This is a genomic window from uncultured Neptuniibacter sp., from assembly GCF_947498015.1.
In the GTDB taxonomy this organism is placed as follows: Bacteria; Pseudomonadota; Gammaproteobacteria; order Pseudomonadales; family Balneatricaceae; genus Neptuniibacter.
Genome location: NZ_CANMIR010000003.1, coordinates 300,059 through 314,064, shown reverse-complemented (window position 1 = coordinate 314,064; position 14,006 = coordinate 300,059). Strand labels below are relative to the sequence as shown.

The following is a 14,006-nucleotide window of genomic DNA, read 5'->3' as shown; positions in this document are numbered from 1 at the left end:
CAGAGGCGCGGCCAAGGGTTCTTGCTATAAAACCGGGATTACCAGCTTAGAGCAGCACCGATTGCAAACTGGTCAGTTTCGTTACCGGAACCGTCTTCAGCCATATCGTATTCAGCAATCAGTTTCAGGTTGCTGTTGATGTCATAGAAGTAGGCGATTGAATCCAGCTCCATAGAATCCGCACCGCTAACTTCTGACTCGCCGTGGGAGAGTACGATACGGTGGCCGTTTGCACCGTAAGAAGCCTGTAGCAGGTAGCCATCAGAATCAACATTGCTGGCAACAGTACGGTCAGCCAGAGCTACGCTGATACCTTCCTGATCGAAGCCAGATGCAGTGAACTGGAAGCCGCCCATTGCGATACGTGCACCGTAAGCGATACCCTCAACGCTGCCACCATCAACGTTAGATTCGCCGGTTGCAGCGCTCAGCCATGCAGAGAATTTGCCGCCGTCAAAATCAGTGTTGAAAGTACCTTCTGCTTCAAAGCGAGCATCATCGCCAGCACCAGTACCGTCTTCACCACTGTCTGGATCCATAACGCCTACAGCAACCTGGAAACCATTAGTTACTGGAGAGCGGTAAGTGATCTGAGCATTAGGAGTCGTGTATGGGTAGCCAACAGAGATGTTACCGAAGGTTACGCCACCTGTGTTGATCATTGGTAGACCAGTACCCAGCAACAGTTCATCGTTGAAGATGTTAGAGCGTGCATACAGGCCGAAATCTTTACCGAACAGAACCTGACCAAATTCACCGTCTACAGTACCGTAGAACTGACGAACATCGATCGCAGTGTCTGTAACGCTGTTAGTACCATCGTTGATGGTAACCCAGAAAGAGGAGCGACCGCCTACAGTCAGATCATCAATCTGTTTAGAAACGTTGAAACCAATCCAGTTAGGAAGGAAGCCCATGCGTACACGAGACTGATCGCCAGTAGCGTCGTCATCTGTCTGTACGTAGAAAGCGTTGAAGTGACCATCAGCAGAGAAAGTCGTGCCATCCTGGTTATACAGTTCAATCGCAGCGCTTGCCTGTGCGCTGATTCCCATTGCAACTGCTACTGCTAACAGCTTGGCCTTGTTATTTTTCATGTCGCCCCCGAATTACGGAAATTAGTTTGTTTAACGATGAAGCGATTATCGGAAACTGATGAAGGGGGGCATATCGGGCAATGGAATGTTTGTTCTATAACCTTGGGATCGGTACGACTGTATGAATACTGTACAGGGGCAATAGTTGATAAGAGGCTGCGTCAAAGGAGGTAGTGCTGGGATTGCTACCGAAGAACTAAAAGCTTTCGCAGACGCACAATTTGTTTAAAAGTGAATTATGCTTCTTATATATGACAAAAGCGTTTCGTCCCGCTTGGGTAGCCTAATGGCTTAGGGTACACTTCGGGACAAGTTTGTATAACAACAATAATAAAGGCGTTGATTTTAAGATCTGCCGCCTCGTGAGTACAGTCGATGAGCAGTAATGACATTTCTAATTTGCGTAAGTTCGTCTCACCCGAAATTATTTTCGGGGTCGGGGCACGGAAGTCGGTCGCTAATTATGCGAAGACCTTTGGCGCTCGCAAAGTTCTGGTGGTATCAGATCCGGGTGTTGAAGCCGCGGGCTGGCTAAAAGATATTTCTGATCTACTCACGGAAGAGCAAGTTGAACACGTCACTTTTACTAACGTCTCCGCCAATCCAAGAGCGGAAGAGGTGATGGAAGGTGCACGTTATTATCAGGAGCACAACTGTAATGTGATCGTTGCCATCGGTGGTGGCAGCCCGATGGATTGTGCAAAAGGTATCGGTATTGTGTCTGCTAACGGCAGGCACATACTTGATTACGAAGGGATCGATACGATTGATCTGCCGATTCCACCGCTTGTGTTCATCCCCACCACAGCAGGCACCTCAGCGGATGTTTCTCAATTTGCGATCATCTCTGATCCGGTTGAGAAAATTAAGATATCGATTGTCAGTAAAGCGGTAGTACCTGATGTCGCGCTGATCGACCCTGAAACCACCATGACGATGGATCCATTTCTCAGTGCCTGTACCGGGATTGATGCCTTGGTGCACGCGATCGAAGCGTTTGTATCAACGGGGGCCGGTCCTTTAACCGATATGCATGCGCTCGATGCGATGCGACTGATTAATGAGAATATTGTTCAGTTGGTTGAGAATCCACTCGATATTCATAAGCGTGAACAGGTGATGCTCGGATCGATGAAAGCGGGACTTGCCTTCTCAAATGCGATTCTGGGTGCGGTTCATGCGATGTCTCATAGCCTGGGTGGATATCTGGATCTGCCCCATGGTTTATGTAATGCGATGTTGTTGGAGCATGTGATCGATTTCAACTACAAAGAAGCGAATGAGCGCTTCAAAGTAGTGGCGGAAACGATGGGGATCGATACGCGTGGATTGAACACCGTGCAGATTCAGAAACAGTTGATGAATCGGGTTATCAATCTGAAAAAGGATGTAGGCCTGACACAAAAACTGGCCGAGAGCGGTGTACATGTCACGGATATCCCCGTGCTATCTGATCATGCTCTGCTGGATCCATGCATACTGACCAATCCACGGAAATCTAATAAGCGTGATGTAGAAGCCGTCTATGAAGAAGCGCTCTGATAATCAGGATCAAACCGTTACCAGCCTGATCGGGCTGGGTAATCACTCCGCAAGGAAAAGTTACTATCCGGAGCTAGTCAGCAAACTGGATGAGCTGGAGCAGGAGAAGAACCGTTATAAATGGCTCTTCGAGAATGCTCAGCATGGAATTTTTCAGGCGAGTTTAGATGGGGGGATTTCCACAGCTAATCCCGCTATCGTGAAGATCTGTGGCTATCTCTCCTCCGATGACTTCTGTCACAGGGTTGAGACTGTTGAATCCTCGCTCTTCTGTTGCCATGACTCCTACAGCGTTTTCAGGCGTAACCTGATTGACTATGGACGGGTATTTGGATTTGAAACCCTGTTCAGACGTGCTGATGGTCAGTGTGTTCATGTCTCTATCAATGCGCTACTGAAGACAGTTGAAGGCGAAGCAACCACTGTTGAAGCGTTTGTTCAGGATATTACTGAGCGTAAGAAAACACAGGAGCGCCTGAAGCAGCTGAATGAGGATCTTGAGAGTCGTGTTGAGAGCCGTACTCATGAATTGGTTGCGCTGAACGACAAGCTTTGGAAAGAGATCTCTGAAAGGGAGCAGATTCAGAAAGAGCTCAAGGTTGCCAAGGAGGTCGCAGAGGAGGCGAACAAGAGCAAAGATAAATATTTGGCTGCGGCAAGTCATGATCTGTTGCAACCGATGAATGCAGCTCGACTGTTGATCGCTGCTTTGCGCGAGCGCGAGCTCCATGAGCAGGATGCACATCTGATTGAGCGCGTTCACCTTGCACTGGAAAATGCAGAAGACCTGCTGACAGACTTGCTGGATATCTCCAAACTTGATCAAAAAGCGGTTAATCCCGATATTAGCGAATTTCGCGTCTATCAACTGCTGGCATCGATGGTGGGAGAGTTTCAACCGGTTGCTGAGAGCAAAGGTTTACATATCAAGGCAAGCTTCAGCTCTGCGGTCGTTAAGAGTGACTCCCGCCTTCTGCTCCGTATTATCCGAAACTTCATCAGTAATGCGATCCGGTATACCGGTGATGGCAAGGTGCTGGTGGGGTGTCGTCGCAAGGGCGATAAACTCAGTATCCAGGTGTGGGATACAGGCACTGGAATTCCTGAGAATAAACAGCAGGAGATCTTTAAAGAGTTTCAGCAACTGGACTGTCATGCATCTCAGGGGCGGCAGGGTGTAGGTCTGGGGCTGGCCATTGTTGAACGGATCTCCAATATGCTGGGGCATCAGTTAAAAGTCTCCTCAATACCGGGCAAAGGATCGATGTTTTCGGTGGAGGTGCCTCTGGTCAAAAACCCAGTGAGCGTGCATACCGTCACTAAGTTTCATCAGCCGATCCCTGATCAGTTGAATCGTCTGGCCGTTCTGGTTATCGATAATGAAGAGAACATTCTGGTCAGTATGCAGGCCCTGCTTGAGCAGTGGGGATGTCAGGTGATCACTGCGCTCAGTGAAGTTGAGGCGCGAGAGCTCTGTCAGGATGAGAAGTTTGTACCTGAAGTCATTCTTGCCGATTTTCATCTCGATGACGATAAACTAGGGACCGATGCGGTGCTTAATTTACGCGAATCATTCGGGTTGGATATACCCGCTGTGATGCTGACCGCTGACAGAAGTACGGAGTGTCGTCAGATGTTTCGACAGCTGGGTTTTCCAGTATTAAATAAACCGGTTAAACCGGGTAAGCTGCGTGCGCTTCTGACTCATCTGGCGTGAATAAGATCGTGTAGTTCTTTAGTACCGCTTTTCCATTTTTTGTTTAAAATATTCATATATATTAATAGGTTATATTCCTCTTTTTATGCTTTAAAAAAGGTTCGCAAGTAGTATTTTGGTATTGGCTCACAGGGCCTAGAATGGTTGAACTACCCAAGTTCCGGGGACTCTACCTTGAGCCAAAAAAACGCCTTTACTACAGCCGCGTCTTTCAGTGCAGACCCTTACGCAGCCGCAAACGAACTGCAGCAGCAGTTAACCTCGTCTGAAATCAACTTCATCATCTTTTTCTGTTCTGCTGAATATCCGCTCGACCAGTTGGCGATCGCGATCAATTTGGCGTTTCCAGATGTTCAGGTTGTTGGTTGTACAACGGCAGGTGAAATTACCCCTCAGGGCTATGGGCAGGGCTGTATAACGGCGATCGGGTTTGAGCGCTCAGGTTTTGCTATAGAAGCGGCTTCTATTGAGTGCCTTGATGATTTTAGTCTGACCGATGCGCAGAGGCTGGTGGATCAATTGATCTCGGGATGCCGTAAGCATGAGATCGCCCCCATCAAAGGAAACACTTTTGCGTTGACCTTGCTCGATGGGCTTTCGATCCAGGAGGAGAATGTACTGGTTACGCTGAACTCCGCACTGGGCAGTATCCCCAGTTTTGGTGGCTCTGCTGGTGATGATATCCATCTGGCAAAGACACATGTCTATTACAACGGCGAGTTCCATACGGGGGCTGCTGTTGTCATGTTGGTAAACACCCTTTATGAGTTTGAGGTGTTCAGTACCCATCATATGCGCAATAAAGATGAGAAGCTGGTGGTCACAGCAGCCGATGCTGATAGTCGTACTGTTTATGAGCTAAACGCAGAGCCCGCAGCGGTAGAGTATGCGCGCGTCATAGGTGTGCCGGTTGAGCGTTTGAATCATGAAGTATTTGCGCTCAATCCGATCGCGGTAAAGCTGGGTGATGAGTTTTTTGTCAGGTCTATCCAGCAGGTGAATGAAGACCTGAGTTTGCGATTCTACTGCGCGGTTGAAAACGGCATTGTCCTTACAGTGATGCAGCCGGGTGATATGGCATCTGATCTGATCAAAAAGCTGGATATGATCCAGCAGGAGATTGGCAAGCCGCAACTTATCATCGGCTGTGACTGCTTCTTACGCCGACTTGAGTGTGAGCGGCTGGGTTACTCTCACTCTGTATCTGAGCTATTGAGAAAGAATAATGTGATCGGATTTAACACCTACGGAGAACAGAAGGAGGGGATGCATATCAACCAGACCTTTACGGCAGTCGCCATAGGGAGCCATCAAGATGGTTGATCAGACCCTAAACGTCCGTATCGAACAGCTTGAGGAAGAAAACCGAAAGTTAAGGAAGATCAACAGTGTACTGATTGAACGTGTTGAAGCAGGAGGGTGTCAGGGGGCGAATCCCTACTCGGCGTTTGAGCATTCAGTTGTGTTAGCGGAGCAGGTGCGCGAACGCACTGAGGCGCTTAATCGAGTGTTGTCAGAGCTGAAAATAAGCCACCGCGCCCTGAAAGATGCTAACAATGAAGCGGCTCTGGCAAACCAGCGGCTGATTGATGCGATTGAGAGTATCTCCGATGCATTTGTGCTGTTTGATGATCAGCGCAAAATTGTCCTGTTTAATAGCAAGTTTTGTCAGGTATGGGCTTCAACCGGGTTAAAGATCAGAACCGGCATCACCATTCAGGATATAAGCCGCCTTGCCAAAGAGAGTGGCTTAATTGATGAGGAGTATCCCGCGACCAATACCGGAAGTAAGGTCTACCGGCTCAATGATGGTCGCTGGGTACAGATGTCTGAGCGTCCTACTCAGGACGGTGGTCTGGTTATTCTGTACACGGATATAACTGCGCTGAAAGAGCGGGAAACGGCTGATCGCGAACATGCACTGGCACAGAAAACGAAACTCCTTCAGAACACGGTTGATAACCTTTCCCAAGGGGTTGTACTGGTCACACCAGAAGGGCGTGTTGAGCTGTGGAATGATCGTTTCCTTGATCTTACAGGAGTCGATGGTTCGCAGGTTGAGTCATACCCGCCCTTTGCTGCGCTAATGCTGGATAACCATTCAATACTGCAGCATGCACTCACGGCTGCTCAGCAAGGGGAGGTGTTAGCCTCCGAGCAGCGAGGGTCCAAGGGGCAGGTGATAGAGGTCAGAACCCATCCGATGCCACAGGGTGGGTTTGTTAATACCTATACGGATATTACCGAACGTCATAAATATGCTGAATCGCTACGTCAGAGCGAGCAGTGGATTAGGTTGATTACTGATAATGTTCCGGCGTTGATCGCCTATCTGGATCAGGAGCTTAACTACCGTTTTGCCAATAAGGTGTATAACCAATGGTTTGGTAAAGAGGATGGAGCACTCAACGGTGAGAATATCTTTGAGGTATACACCGAAGAACAGTACCTCCACCTGAAACCCTATATAGACCGTGCCTTATCGGGCGAGAATGTCACCTTTGAAACCTGGCAGCGTAATGCGCGCGGTGAAGATCGCTATATGCTGAAATCATACGTCGCTAATATCGATAAGCATGGCAACCCCGATGGTTTCTTTGTCATGATCCGCGATATCACTGAGCGCCGTCGTTCAGCTGAGGCACTGGAGCTGTCGCACCAGTTGCTTGAACAGCGTGTTAAAGAGCGTACATCTGAGCTGACTCAGGTGAATGAACAGCTTCGATCTGAGATACAGGAGCGTGTTGAGGTTGAATCACGGCTTCTGGATGCCAAGATGGAGGCGGAGCAGGCCAACCTATCCAAAACAAAATTCCTCGCTGCTGTCAGTCATGACCTGCTGCAGCCTTTGAATGCGGCACGCCTCTTCTCAGGCGCATTGTCTGAACAGATCCAGGATCCGAAAAACTGTACATTAGCACACTCAGTCTCTAACTCTCTGGATGATGTGGAATCGCTACTGCGCACTCTGGTTGATATCTCAAAACTGGATGCCGGCGTAGTCACCGCCGATATTGTGAGTTTTGGGATTCAGGGGTTGTTGGACACATTAGCTGCAGAGTTCAGTCAGCTTGCAGATGCTGAGGGGTTGGGATTCCGCTATGTAAAAAGCAGTGCGACAGTGAGGTCAGACTCACAACTGCTTGCCAGAATACTGCGAAACTTCCTGACCAATGCGATCCGCTATACCTCGGGAGGTAAACTGTTGCTTGGGTGCCGGCATCAGGGCGATGATCTCTGGATTGAGGTGCTTGATACCGGTAAAGGGATCCCTGCGAATAAGCTTCATGAGATTTTTGAAGAGTTTAAACGTCTCGATCATGACAGTCCTGGGTGTGAAAAGGGGCTGGGGCTGGGATTGGCGATCGTCGATAAGATCTCACGCGTACTGGGTCATCAGATACGCGTTGATTCTGTTGAGGGTAAAGGCTCGCTCTTTGCGGTGAAGGTGCCAAAAGGCCAGCCCGTACTCGATGTGATGACCGGACCAAGTCAGCCGCTTCTCACAGATCGGTTGTCGGGTGCAAATATCTGGTTGATCGATAATGATGAGGCGATCTGCCAGGGGATGGAGACGCTCCTCTCTGGCTGGGGCTGCAATCTGGTGACTGGATTGTCCTATGATGACCTTGGCAATAAAGTCGATTTTGAGCAAGATCCTGTTGATATCTTGATTGCAGATTATCACCTGGATAATGGCGAGACCGGCATTGATGCAGCTAGGGAGGTGACGGCTCGTGTCGCTGCGCCACTACCGGTTCTGATGATCACGGCTAATTACAGTAAAGAGCTTAACCATGAGGTGCGTAATCTTGGTTATATGTTGATCAATAAACCGGTTAAGCCCCTGAAGCTAAAAACAACGTTGATTCATATGCTGGACAGTTGTATCGAGACAGCCTGATCTACCCTCTTCATTGCAGCCTGGATCTGCCACTGTAACGTTGTGTAAATCCATTTGTTCTATTGCTGATTGCCGCATACTATCAGGCGCTGATGGTTCAGTTGGGATGAGGTTATGGATTCGGTTACTCAGATCGCACTTGGAGCGGCCGTAGGGCAGGCGGTGCTTGGTCAAAAGGTTGGCTACAGGGCCGCACTTTGGGGAGGTATTGTTGCGACAATTCCGGACCTGGACGTTTTTATCTCAATGGGGGGCGCGGTTGCAGATTTCACTTATCATCGTAGTTTCAGTCACTCCCTGTTTGTCCTATCTCTGCTAGCACCTTTATTAGCCTGGTTAATCAATCGGTTTCACGGTCAGTATGAGGGGTTATCTAAACACTGGTTTATGCTGGTGTGGCTGGCGCTGGTAACACACCCGATACTGGATAGCTTTACTATCTACGGTACGCAGCTATTCTGGCCACTTTCTGTAGAGCCTGTAGGGATAGGCAGTATCTTCATCATAGATCCACTTTATACCCTGCCTCTGCTTTTGGGTACGCTGTTGGCGTTGAGCGCAAGGCAAGCGAAATGGGGGCTGCGAGCGAATCAGTTGGGTATAGCGATAAGCTGTCTCTATCTGGCCTGGGGTGTGATTGCTCAGAATTGGGTGACCGAGATCGCTAAAGAGAACCTTGCTGAAAAGCAGAGCCAAAGCCAAGTCCTGGTCTCTGCTGCGCCTTTCAATACTCTATTATGGCGAGTGCTGGTTATGAAGGAGCATAGCTATGAGGAGGGATTTTATTCCTTACTCGATCCAGATCGTCAGATCCACTTTAAAGAGTACCCTAATCAGATCAGTCAGCTTGGTGAGATTGAACAGCACTGGCCTGTTCAGAGATTGCAGTGGTTCAGTAAAGGTTTTCTTAAGGTAAAAGAGCAGAACAGGGAGTTGCTGCTGTCTGACCTACGGATGGGGGCAGAGCCTTTCTATGTATTCACATTTAAGGTTGCAGAGATCGACAACGGTAGGGTGATTCCTTCAGAAGATCAGCGTATAGAGGAGGTACGTAGTGAAGAGCTGGTACCAAATCTGTTAGCCAGGATTGTCAGCAGAGGTGCGCTTTAGTCACTGATAAAGATGGTTTACAGCCAAATGTAAGCGGCCTAAATGGCAATGAATAAGTCTGGAGCACTCACTTAAGCGCTAATGACAGAGCAAGAATATTCAAGATAAGTACACGACTGACATCTATAGTTAATCCAAATATCCTCATCTGTTTTGGGTGGGAACTGCTACAGCGGAGATGAATAATGAGAAAGCTAGTTGGCTCGTGCCTTTGTAAGAGAGTGCAGATAGAGGTGCCTGATGATTTTGAGTATATGGGTAATTGCCATTGCTCCGAGTGCAGAAAGTTTACTGGGTCTGATTATTCATCTGTTGGGGGAATAAGTTCCGATAAGTTTCGTTACACTTCAGGTGAAGAGTTTGTGACCGTGTATAGCAAGAGTGCTGAAACAGAGTTAGCGTTTTGTCAGTGTTGCGGATCGAGTTTGTTTTCGAGAAAGCTAAAAACGGGTAAACATAACATTCGTCTGGGCATTCTTGATGATGCCCCATCTCACAAACCGAGCTTTCATATTTTTACCGGCTCTAAAGCACCTTGGAATGAGATCAACGATGATCTGACTCAGTTTGAAGAGGGCCCTGTTAAGTAGGCTTATCTGTTGTTGAAGGGAGTCTGTCTCTGGAAGCTTAGCGCGCTTACCTGTCAGGCATTTCGTGGAGTTCAGAAATAGAAAACCCAGCATCTGCTGGGTTTTTCAGTTTGAGCCTGAGTACTAGCGCTTCAGATACTCGTTAAAGTCGATGTTACCTGCCGAAAGAACTGCCTGAATTCGGTTGTGTACACCCAGCTTGCGTAATATTGCAGAGACGTGTGCTTTTACGGTGGTTTCTGCAATATTCAGGTTGTAAGCGATCTGTTTGTTAGACTCACCTTTTGACATCCTTTCCAATACCAGCAGCTGTCTTCTCGTGAGGGAGGAGAGCAGTTCAGGAGGGATCTGATTGTCATCTTTCCGATGGTTGCGTCGGTTGTCAGGCTGACTTGAGCGGATGATGTCAGACGGCAGGTAGACGTTCCCTGCAAGAATCTGTTCAAGTGCCTGAGTCATCTGATCACGCGGAGAGGACTTAGTAATAAAGCCTACCGCTCCATAGGTGATTGCCTGAAGCACGATCTGTTTATCCTCCTCAGCGGATACAATCACCACCGGGACAGTAGGCAGGTCATTTCTTAGTGTGATCAGGCCGTTGAGCCCGTTCATGCCTGGCATATTGAGATCAAGGAGAATCAGGTCGAGATCATCCTCGTTCTGAGCGATATCCAGTGCACTCTCCAGATCTTCCGTTTCCAGGGTCTGGCATCCAGTGAAGCTGTTCTCAATAACATTGATGATCGCTTCGCGGAAAAGGGGATGATCATCTGCAATCAGGATTTTGTACACAACAAACTCTCCAGTATCTTTATATTTATTATCAATACACCTGAGTGTAATTTTTAGTGACTCATCCTGAGTACTTAAGCTGCATCATGTTTGAGTATAATCTTTATTCGTAGACTTACTCTTTCCCTGGGAAAGGTTCTGGAACGGCAAGGGTCGTTTCAAGATCATTTTCGATCCACCCATCAGTGCCATCCCGGTACCAGAATAATTTTTTGTAGCCCCATTCGGAGGCGCGTTTAAGTGCGTTCCATGACATCCAGCAGTCTGCACGACAGTAGATAATGATCGCCGCCTCTTTATCACCCGAGGTTAAGCGTAAGAGGTGCGAACGGTAATACCTCATCCATTCATTATCAAGCTCACCGAGACCTACATTGGGAAGCCATGTACTCCCAGGAATGTTTAGTCTGGGTTCTTTCTGGATGAAAACCCGATTCCATTGTACGGGTTGTACATCCAGTAGAATGATATTGCTCTCCTGTTCAAGCATCCTGACCACTTCATCAGTGGAGATCGTTACTGCATGTTCACTGCTTAGCGGGGTGGGGCTCCGGTAACGATAGAGCCTGTATCCATCCAGGGTGAACAGATCAAAGTCATCCAAATCTACCTGGGGCGAATGCTCCTGAGCAAATCCACTTGAGCATAGCAGCATCAGGCAGAGGGCGAAGATACGCAGTAGGTTTGAGATGGCTAATTACTCTTGATGCTTTGTATGCCTCTATTACACCCTGCGAAAGTGCCAGTCAAAATTCTACCATCGAGCAAAAAAACAGGTACGAAAGTACTATTTTGGCTCACAGGTGTGCAGCTTATTTTGAAAAAGAGCCTATGTAACACTAATCCTTAGTGTGAGAATACTATGTTTTTTAAAATTATCTTGCTGTTTTTCCTAAGTTTTTTATCGGTAAGTGGCTATGCCCAGCCTGCAGGACTACCACAAATTAAAGTAGCGGCCCTGGCAAATGGGACAGTGAATTGGGAGCTGCAATACATAAAAGGTCAGCAGCTCGATAGGAAAAATGGTTTCGAATTGGTTGTAACGCAAGTAGCCAGCATGTCGGCTTCGAGGTTGGCTTTGGCTGGCGGTACGGTTGATACCATCGTATCCGACTGGCTCTGGGCGAATGAGCGTAACAGACAGGGAGAGGGACTTCGATTTTTGCCATTTTCCCGTCAAATTGGGGTGCTTATCAAAGCAGATGGCAGCTTAATCGCAGATTTTAAAGATCTGATAGGAAAGCGTATAGGGGTCGCAGGCGGACCGATGAATAAAGGTTGGGTGCTGTTGCAAGCCAGTGCAAAGGCGGAAGGGATCGATCTGCACAAAGAGGCTACAGTACAGTTTGCTGCGCCTCCATTACTATCGCAGGGATTGAGAAAAAAACAGATCGATCTGTTAGTTACCTTCTGGCATTTTGGCGCCAAATTAGAGGCAGAAGGGTTTGAACGCTATGGAAGGTTGTCCGATTTAATGGCTAAACTTGGGCTTAAAAGTGATCTTCCGATGTTAGGTTACCTTTTCAAACAGCCATTTATTGATGCTGATCCAGAGCGGATCAGGGGTTTTGCCATTGCAGTTTCAGAGGCTAAGAAGCAGTTACAAGAGAGTGATCGTCCATGGAAAAAACTGCGCCCGTTGATGCGTGTTTCGAATGACCAGGAGTTCAAGGCATTAGTTAAAGGGTATCGCCAGGGTGTACCGTCACCTCTTACCCCTCATCATATTGAAGATGCTCAGCGCTTCTACAGATTGATTGATCAGTTAAAGACCTATCCAACGGGTCACACTTTGGATGAATCTCTGTTCATCAGGTTGCCTTTATGAACGCGAAAAGTTCGCAATCCAGATTAAGTGATCAACTGATAACGCTAACAGCCCTGATAGCCTGCTGGTGGGGCATCGCTTATTATCTCCAGGATCCACTGCTTCCTGAGCCAGGCATCGTCGTGGCTAAGATGATGCTTGAATATGAACAGGGACGACTTCTTCACCATTTGTGGATCACCCTCCAGCGAGTATTGGTCAGCTTTCTTTTTGCCATGTTAATAGGTGGTGTGCTTGGTGTCTTAATGGCACGCATTCCGCGGATGAATCGAATACTTGACCCACTGCTGATCATTCTTCTCAACATACCGGCACTGGTTGTGATTATTCTTCTCTATGTCTGGTTTGGACTGGTAGAGGTGGCCGCTGTCGCGGCAGTGATCATCAACAAACTACCCAATGTTGCGGTTACCTTACGTGAGGGTGGGCGTATGTTTGATCCCAAGTTAGAGCAGATGGCAAAGCTCTACCGTTTTAATATGCGCCAGACAATTACTGAGCTGTGGTGGCCTCAGCTATTCCCCTACATCATGGTGGCAACGCGGGGAGGATTAGCACTAATCTGGAAAATTGTGTTGGTTGTTGAGCTTCTGGGGCGTTCGGATGGTGTTGGTTTTCAGCTTCATCTCGCTTTTCAGCTCTTTGATGTTGCTACGATCCTGGCGTACAGCTTCGCATTTATCCTCATCGTGCAGATGATTGAGTGGTTTATTTTGCAGCCTTTAGATCGTCATGCTTCCTGCTGGAAAGGGGGAAATAGTTATGTATGAGATGCAGCTGGATGAGATTGTTTTAGGCTCTCGTGCGATCCTGAGTCGGCTAAATCTGTCATTGTGTGAAGGGGAGGTACTATGTATTTTGGGACCATCGGGTTGCGGTAAAACCACAATACTCAATGAACTTGCAGGATTAGGTGTCACCGCTCCCTGGCAAAATAATCAGCCGGAGGTTGGTTATCTGTTTCAGGAACCAAGGTTGCTTCCCTGGCGCACCCTTAAGCAGAATCTTATGATTGTGCATCCCGATGGGGAGAGGGTTATGTCGATACTGAAGAGTGTTAAGCTGGAGCGGTATGCCGATTATTATCCCTCCCAAATCTCATTAGGTATGGCGCGAAGAGCTGCACTAGCACGCTGCTTACTGTGTGAGCCAGATATCGTGCTGATGGATGAGCCGCTTGCATCGCTGGATATGCAAACAGCTCATGAGATGTTGGTATTGATCAGTGATCTGGTGGGGAAGGATCCCCGGCGCAGTATGATCTATGTGACACATGATCCGGATGAAGCGTTGGCGATCGGAGATCAGATTGCCGTATTAAAAGGTTCGCCTGCGTCCCTGTTTTTTTATGGTGAAGCGAAAGAGCTAGATTTGGCAATGCTTGAGTCAATGTTAAGATAGGAATCATATATTGTTCTTAACTATT

The 14,006-nt window shown here is 48.0% G+C and carries 12 protein-coding genes; 9 read left to right on the top strand and 3 right to left on the bottom strand.

Annotation, left to right across the window (positions count from 1 at the left end):
• Positions 1-38: 38 nt before the first annotated feature.
• Complete coding sequence (locus Q0882_RS05740; protein WP_299178998.1) at positions 39-1,097, bottom strand: porin; 1,059 nt, start codon at positions 1,095-1,097, stop codon at positions 39-41.
• 375 nt (positions 1,098-1,472) lie between these two features.
• Between Q0882_RS05740 and ercA the strand changes: the two genes are divergently transcribed.
• The 6 genes from ercA (at position 1,473) to Q0882_RS05710 (ending at position 9,960) form a co-directional block, all read left to right on the top strand.
• Positions 1,473-2,639, top strand: a complete 1,167-nt coding sequence (gene ercA / locus Q0882_RS05735; protein WP_299178995.1) for an alcohol dehydrogenase-like regulatory protein ErcA — start codon at positions 1,473-1,475, stop codon at positions 2,637-2,639.
• Entirely contained in the window at positions 2,623-4,356 is a 1,734-nt protein-coding gene (locus Q0882_RS05730; RefSeq protein WP_299178993.1) for a NahK/ErcS family hybrid sensor histidine kinase/response regulator, read from the top strand. The genes ercA and Q0882_RS05730 overlap by 17 nt, the downstream gene beginning before the upstream one ends.
• A gap of 174 nt (positions 4,357-4,530) precedes the next feature.
• The gene (gene nosP, locus Q0882_RS05725; RefSeq protein WP_299178991.1) at positions 4,531-5,679 is read left to right on the top strand and encodes a nitric oxide-sensing protein NosP; all 1,149 of its coding nucleotides are present in this window, start codon (positions 4,531-4,533) and stop codon (positions 5,677-5,679) included.
• Positions 5,672-8,260, top strand: a complete 2,589-nt coding sequence (locus Q0882_RS05720; protein ID WP_299178989.1) for a PAS domain-containing hybrid sensor histidine kinase/response regulator — start codon at positions 5,672-5,674, stop codon at positions 8,258-8,260. Before nosP ends, Q0882_RS05720 begins: the two co-directional genes overlap by 8 nt.
• A gap of 114 nt (positions 8,261-8,374) precedes the next feature.
• Entirely contained in the window at positions 8,375-9,370 is a 996-nt protein-coding gene (locus Q0882_RS05715) for a metal-dependent hydrolase (protein WP_299178987.1), read from the top strand.
• Positions 9,371-9,555: 185 nt separating this feature from the next.
• Positions 9,556-9,960, top strand: coding sequence for a GFA family protein (locus Q0882_RS05710; RefSeq protein WP_299178985.1), 405 nt, complete (start codon positions 9,556-9,558; stop codon positions 9,958-9,960).
• Between the two features lie 123 nt (positions 9,961-10,083).
• Here Q0882_RS05710 and Q0882_RS05705 read toward each other — a convergent pair whose 3' ends face one another.
• Both Q0882_RS05705 and Q0882_RS05700 read right to left on the bottom strand, forming a co-directional pair.
• Entirely contained in the window at positions 10,084-10,752 is a 669-nt protein-coding gene (locus tag Q0882_RS05705; RefSeq protein WP_299178983.1) for a response regulator transcription factor, read from the bottom strand.
• Positions 10,753-10,867: 115 nt separating this feature from the next.
• On the bottom strand, positions 10,868-11,356 hold the full coding sequence (locus Q0882_RS05700) for a rhodanese-like domain-containing protein (RefSeq protein ID WP_299178981.1): 489 nt from the start codon (positions 11,354-11,356) through the stop codon (positions 10,868-10,870).
• A 258-nt stretch (positions 11,357-11,614) separates the two neighbouring features.
• Here Q0882_RS05700 and Q0882_RS05695 point away from each other — a divergent pair, with 258 nt between their 5' ends.
• Genes Q0882_RS05695 through Q0882_RS05685 form a run of 3 tightly spaced genes read left to right on the top strand, consistent with a single transcriptional unit; the run spans position 11,615 to position 13,981 of the window.
• Positions 11,615-12,580, top strand: coding sequence for an ABC transporter substrate-binding protein (locus Q0882_RS05695; protein WP_299178979.1), 966 nt, complete (start codon positions 11,615-11,617; stop codon positions 12,578-12,580).
• Positions 12,577-13,350: an ABC transporter permease gene (locus Q0882_RS05690; RefSeq protein ID WP_299178977.1), complete on the top strand. Its 774-nt coding sequence runs from the start codon at positions 12,577-12,579 to the stop codon at positions 13,348-13,350. The genes Q0882_RS05695 and Q0882_RS05690 overlap by 4 nt, the downstream gene beginning before the upstream one ends.
• Positions 13,343-13,981: an ABC transporter ATP-binding protein gene (locus Q0882_RS05685; RefSeq protein ID WP_299178975.1), complete on the top strand. Its 639-nt coding sequence runs from the start codon at positions 13,343-13,345 to the stop codon at positions 13,979-13,981. Before Q0882_RS05690 ends, Q0882_RS05685 begins: the two co-directional genes overlap by 8 nt.
• Positions 13,982-14,006 lie beyond the last annotated feature (25 nt).

Excerpts from the sequence above, each read along its gene's own strand:
- Q0882_RS05715 (WP_299178987.1), top strand. The coding sequence starts at position 8,375 with ATGGATTCGGTTACTCAGATCGCACTTGGAGCGGCCGTAGGGCAGGCG.
- Q0882_RS05690 (WP_299178977.1), top strand. The coding sequence starts at position 12,577 with ATGAACGCGAAAAGTTCGCAATCCAGATTAAGTGATCAACTGATAACG.
- ercA (WP_299178995.1), top strand. The coding sequence starts at position 1,473 with ATGAGCAGTAATGACATTTCTAATTTGCGTAAGTTCGTCTCACCCGAA.
- Q0882_RS05720 (WP_299178989.1), top strand. The coding sequence starts at position 5,672 with ATGGTTGATCAGACCCTAAACGTCCGTATCGAACAGCTTGAGGAAGAA.
- Q0882_RS05730 (WP_299178993.1), top strand. The coding sequence starts at position 2,623 with ATGAAGAAGCGCTCTGATAATCAGGATCAAACCGTTACCAGCCTGATC.
- Q0882_RS05685 (WP_299178975.1), top strand. The coding sequence starts at position 13,343 with ATGTATGAGATGCAGCTGGATGAGATTGTTTTAGGCTCTCGTGCGATC.
- Q0882_RS05695 (WP_299178979.1), top strand. The coding sequence starts at position 11,615 with ATGTTTTTTAAAATTATCTTGCTGTTTTTCCTAAGTTTTTTATCGGTA.
- Q0882_RS05740 (WP_299178998.1), bottom strand. The coding sequence starts at position 1,097 with ATGAAAAATAACAAGGCCAAGCTGTTAGCAGTAGCAGTTGCAATGGGA.
- Q0882_RS05710 (WP_299178985.1), top strand. The coding sequence starts at position 9,556 with ATGAGAAAGCTAGTTGGCTCGTGCCTTTGTAAGAGAGTGCAGATAGAG.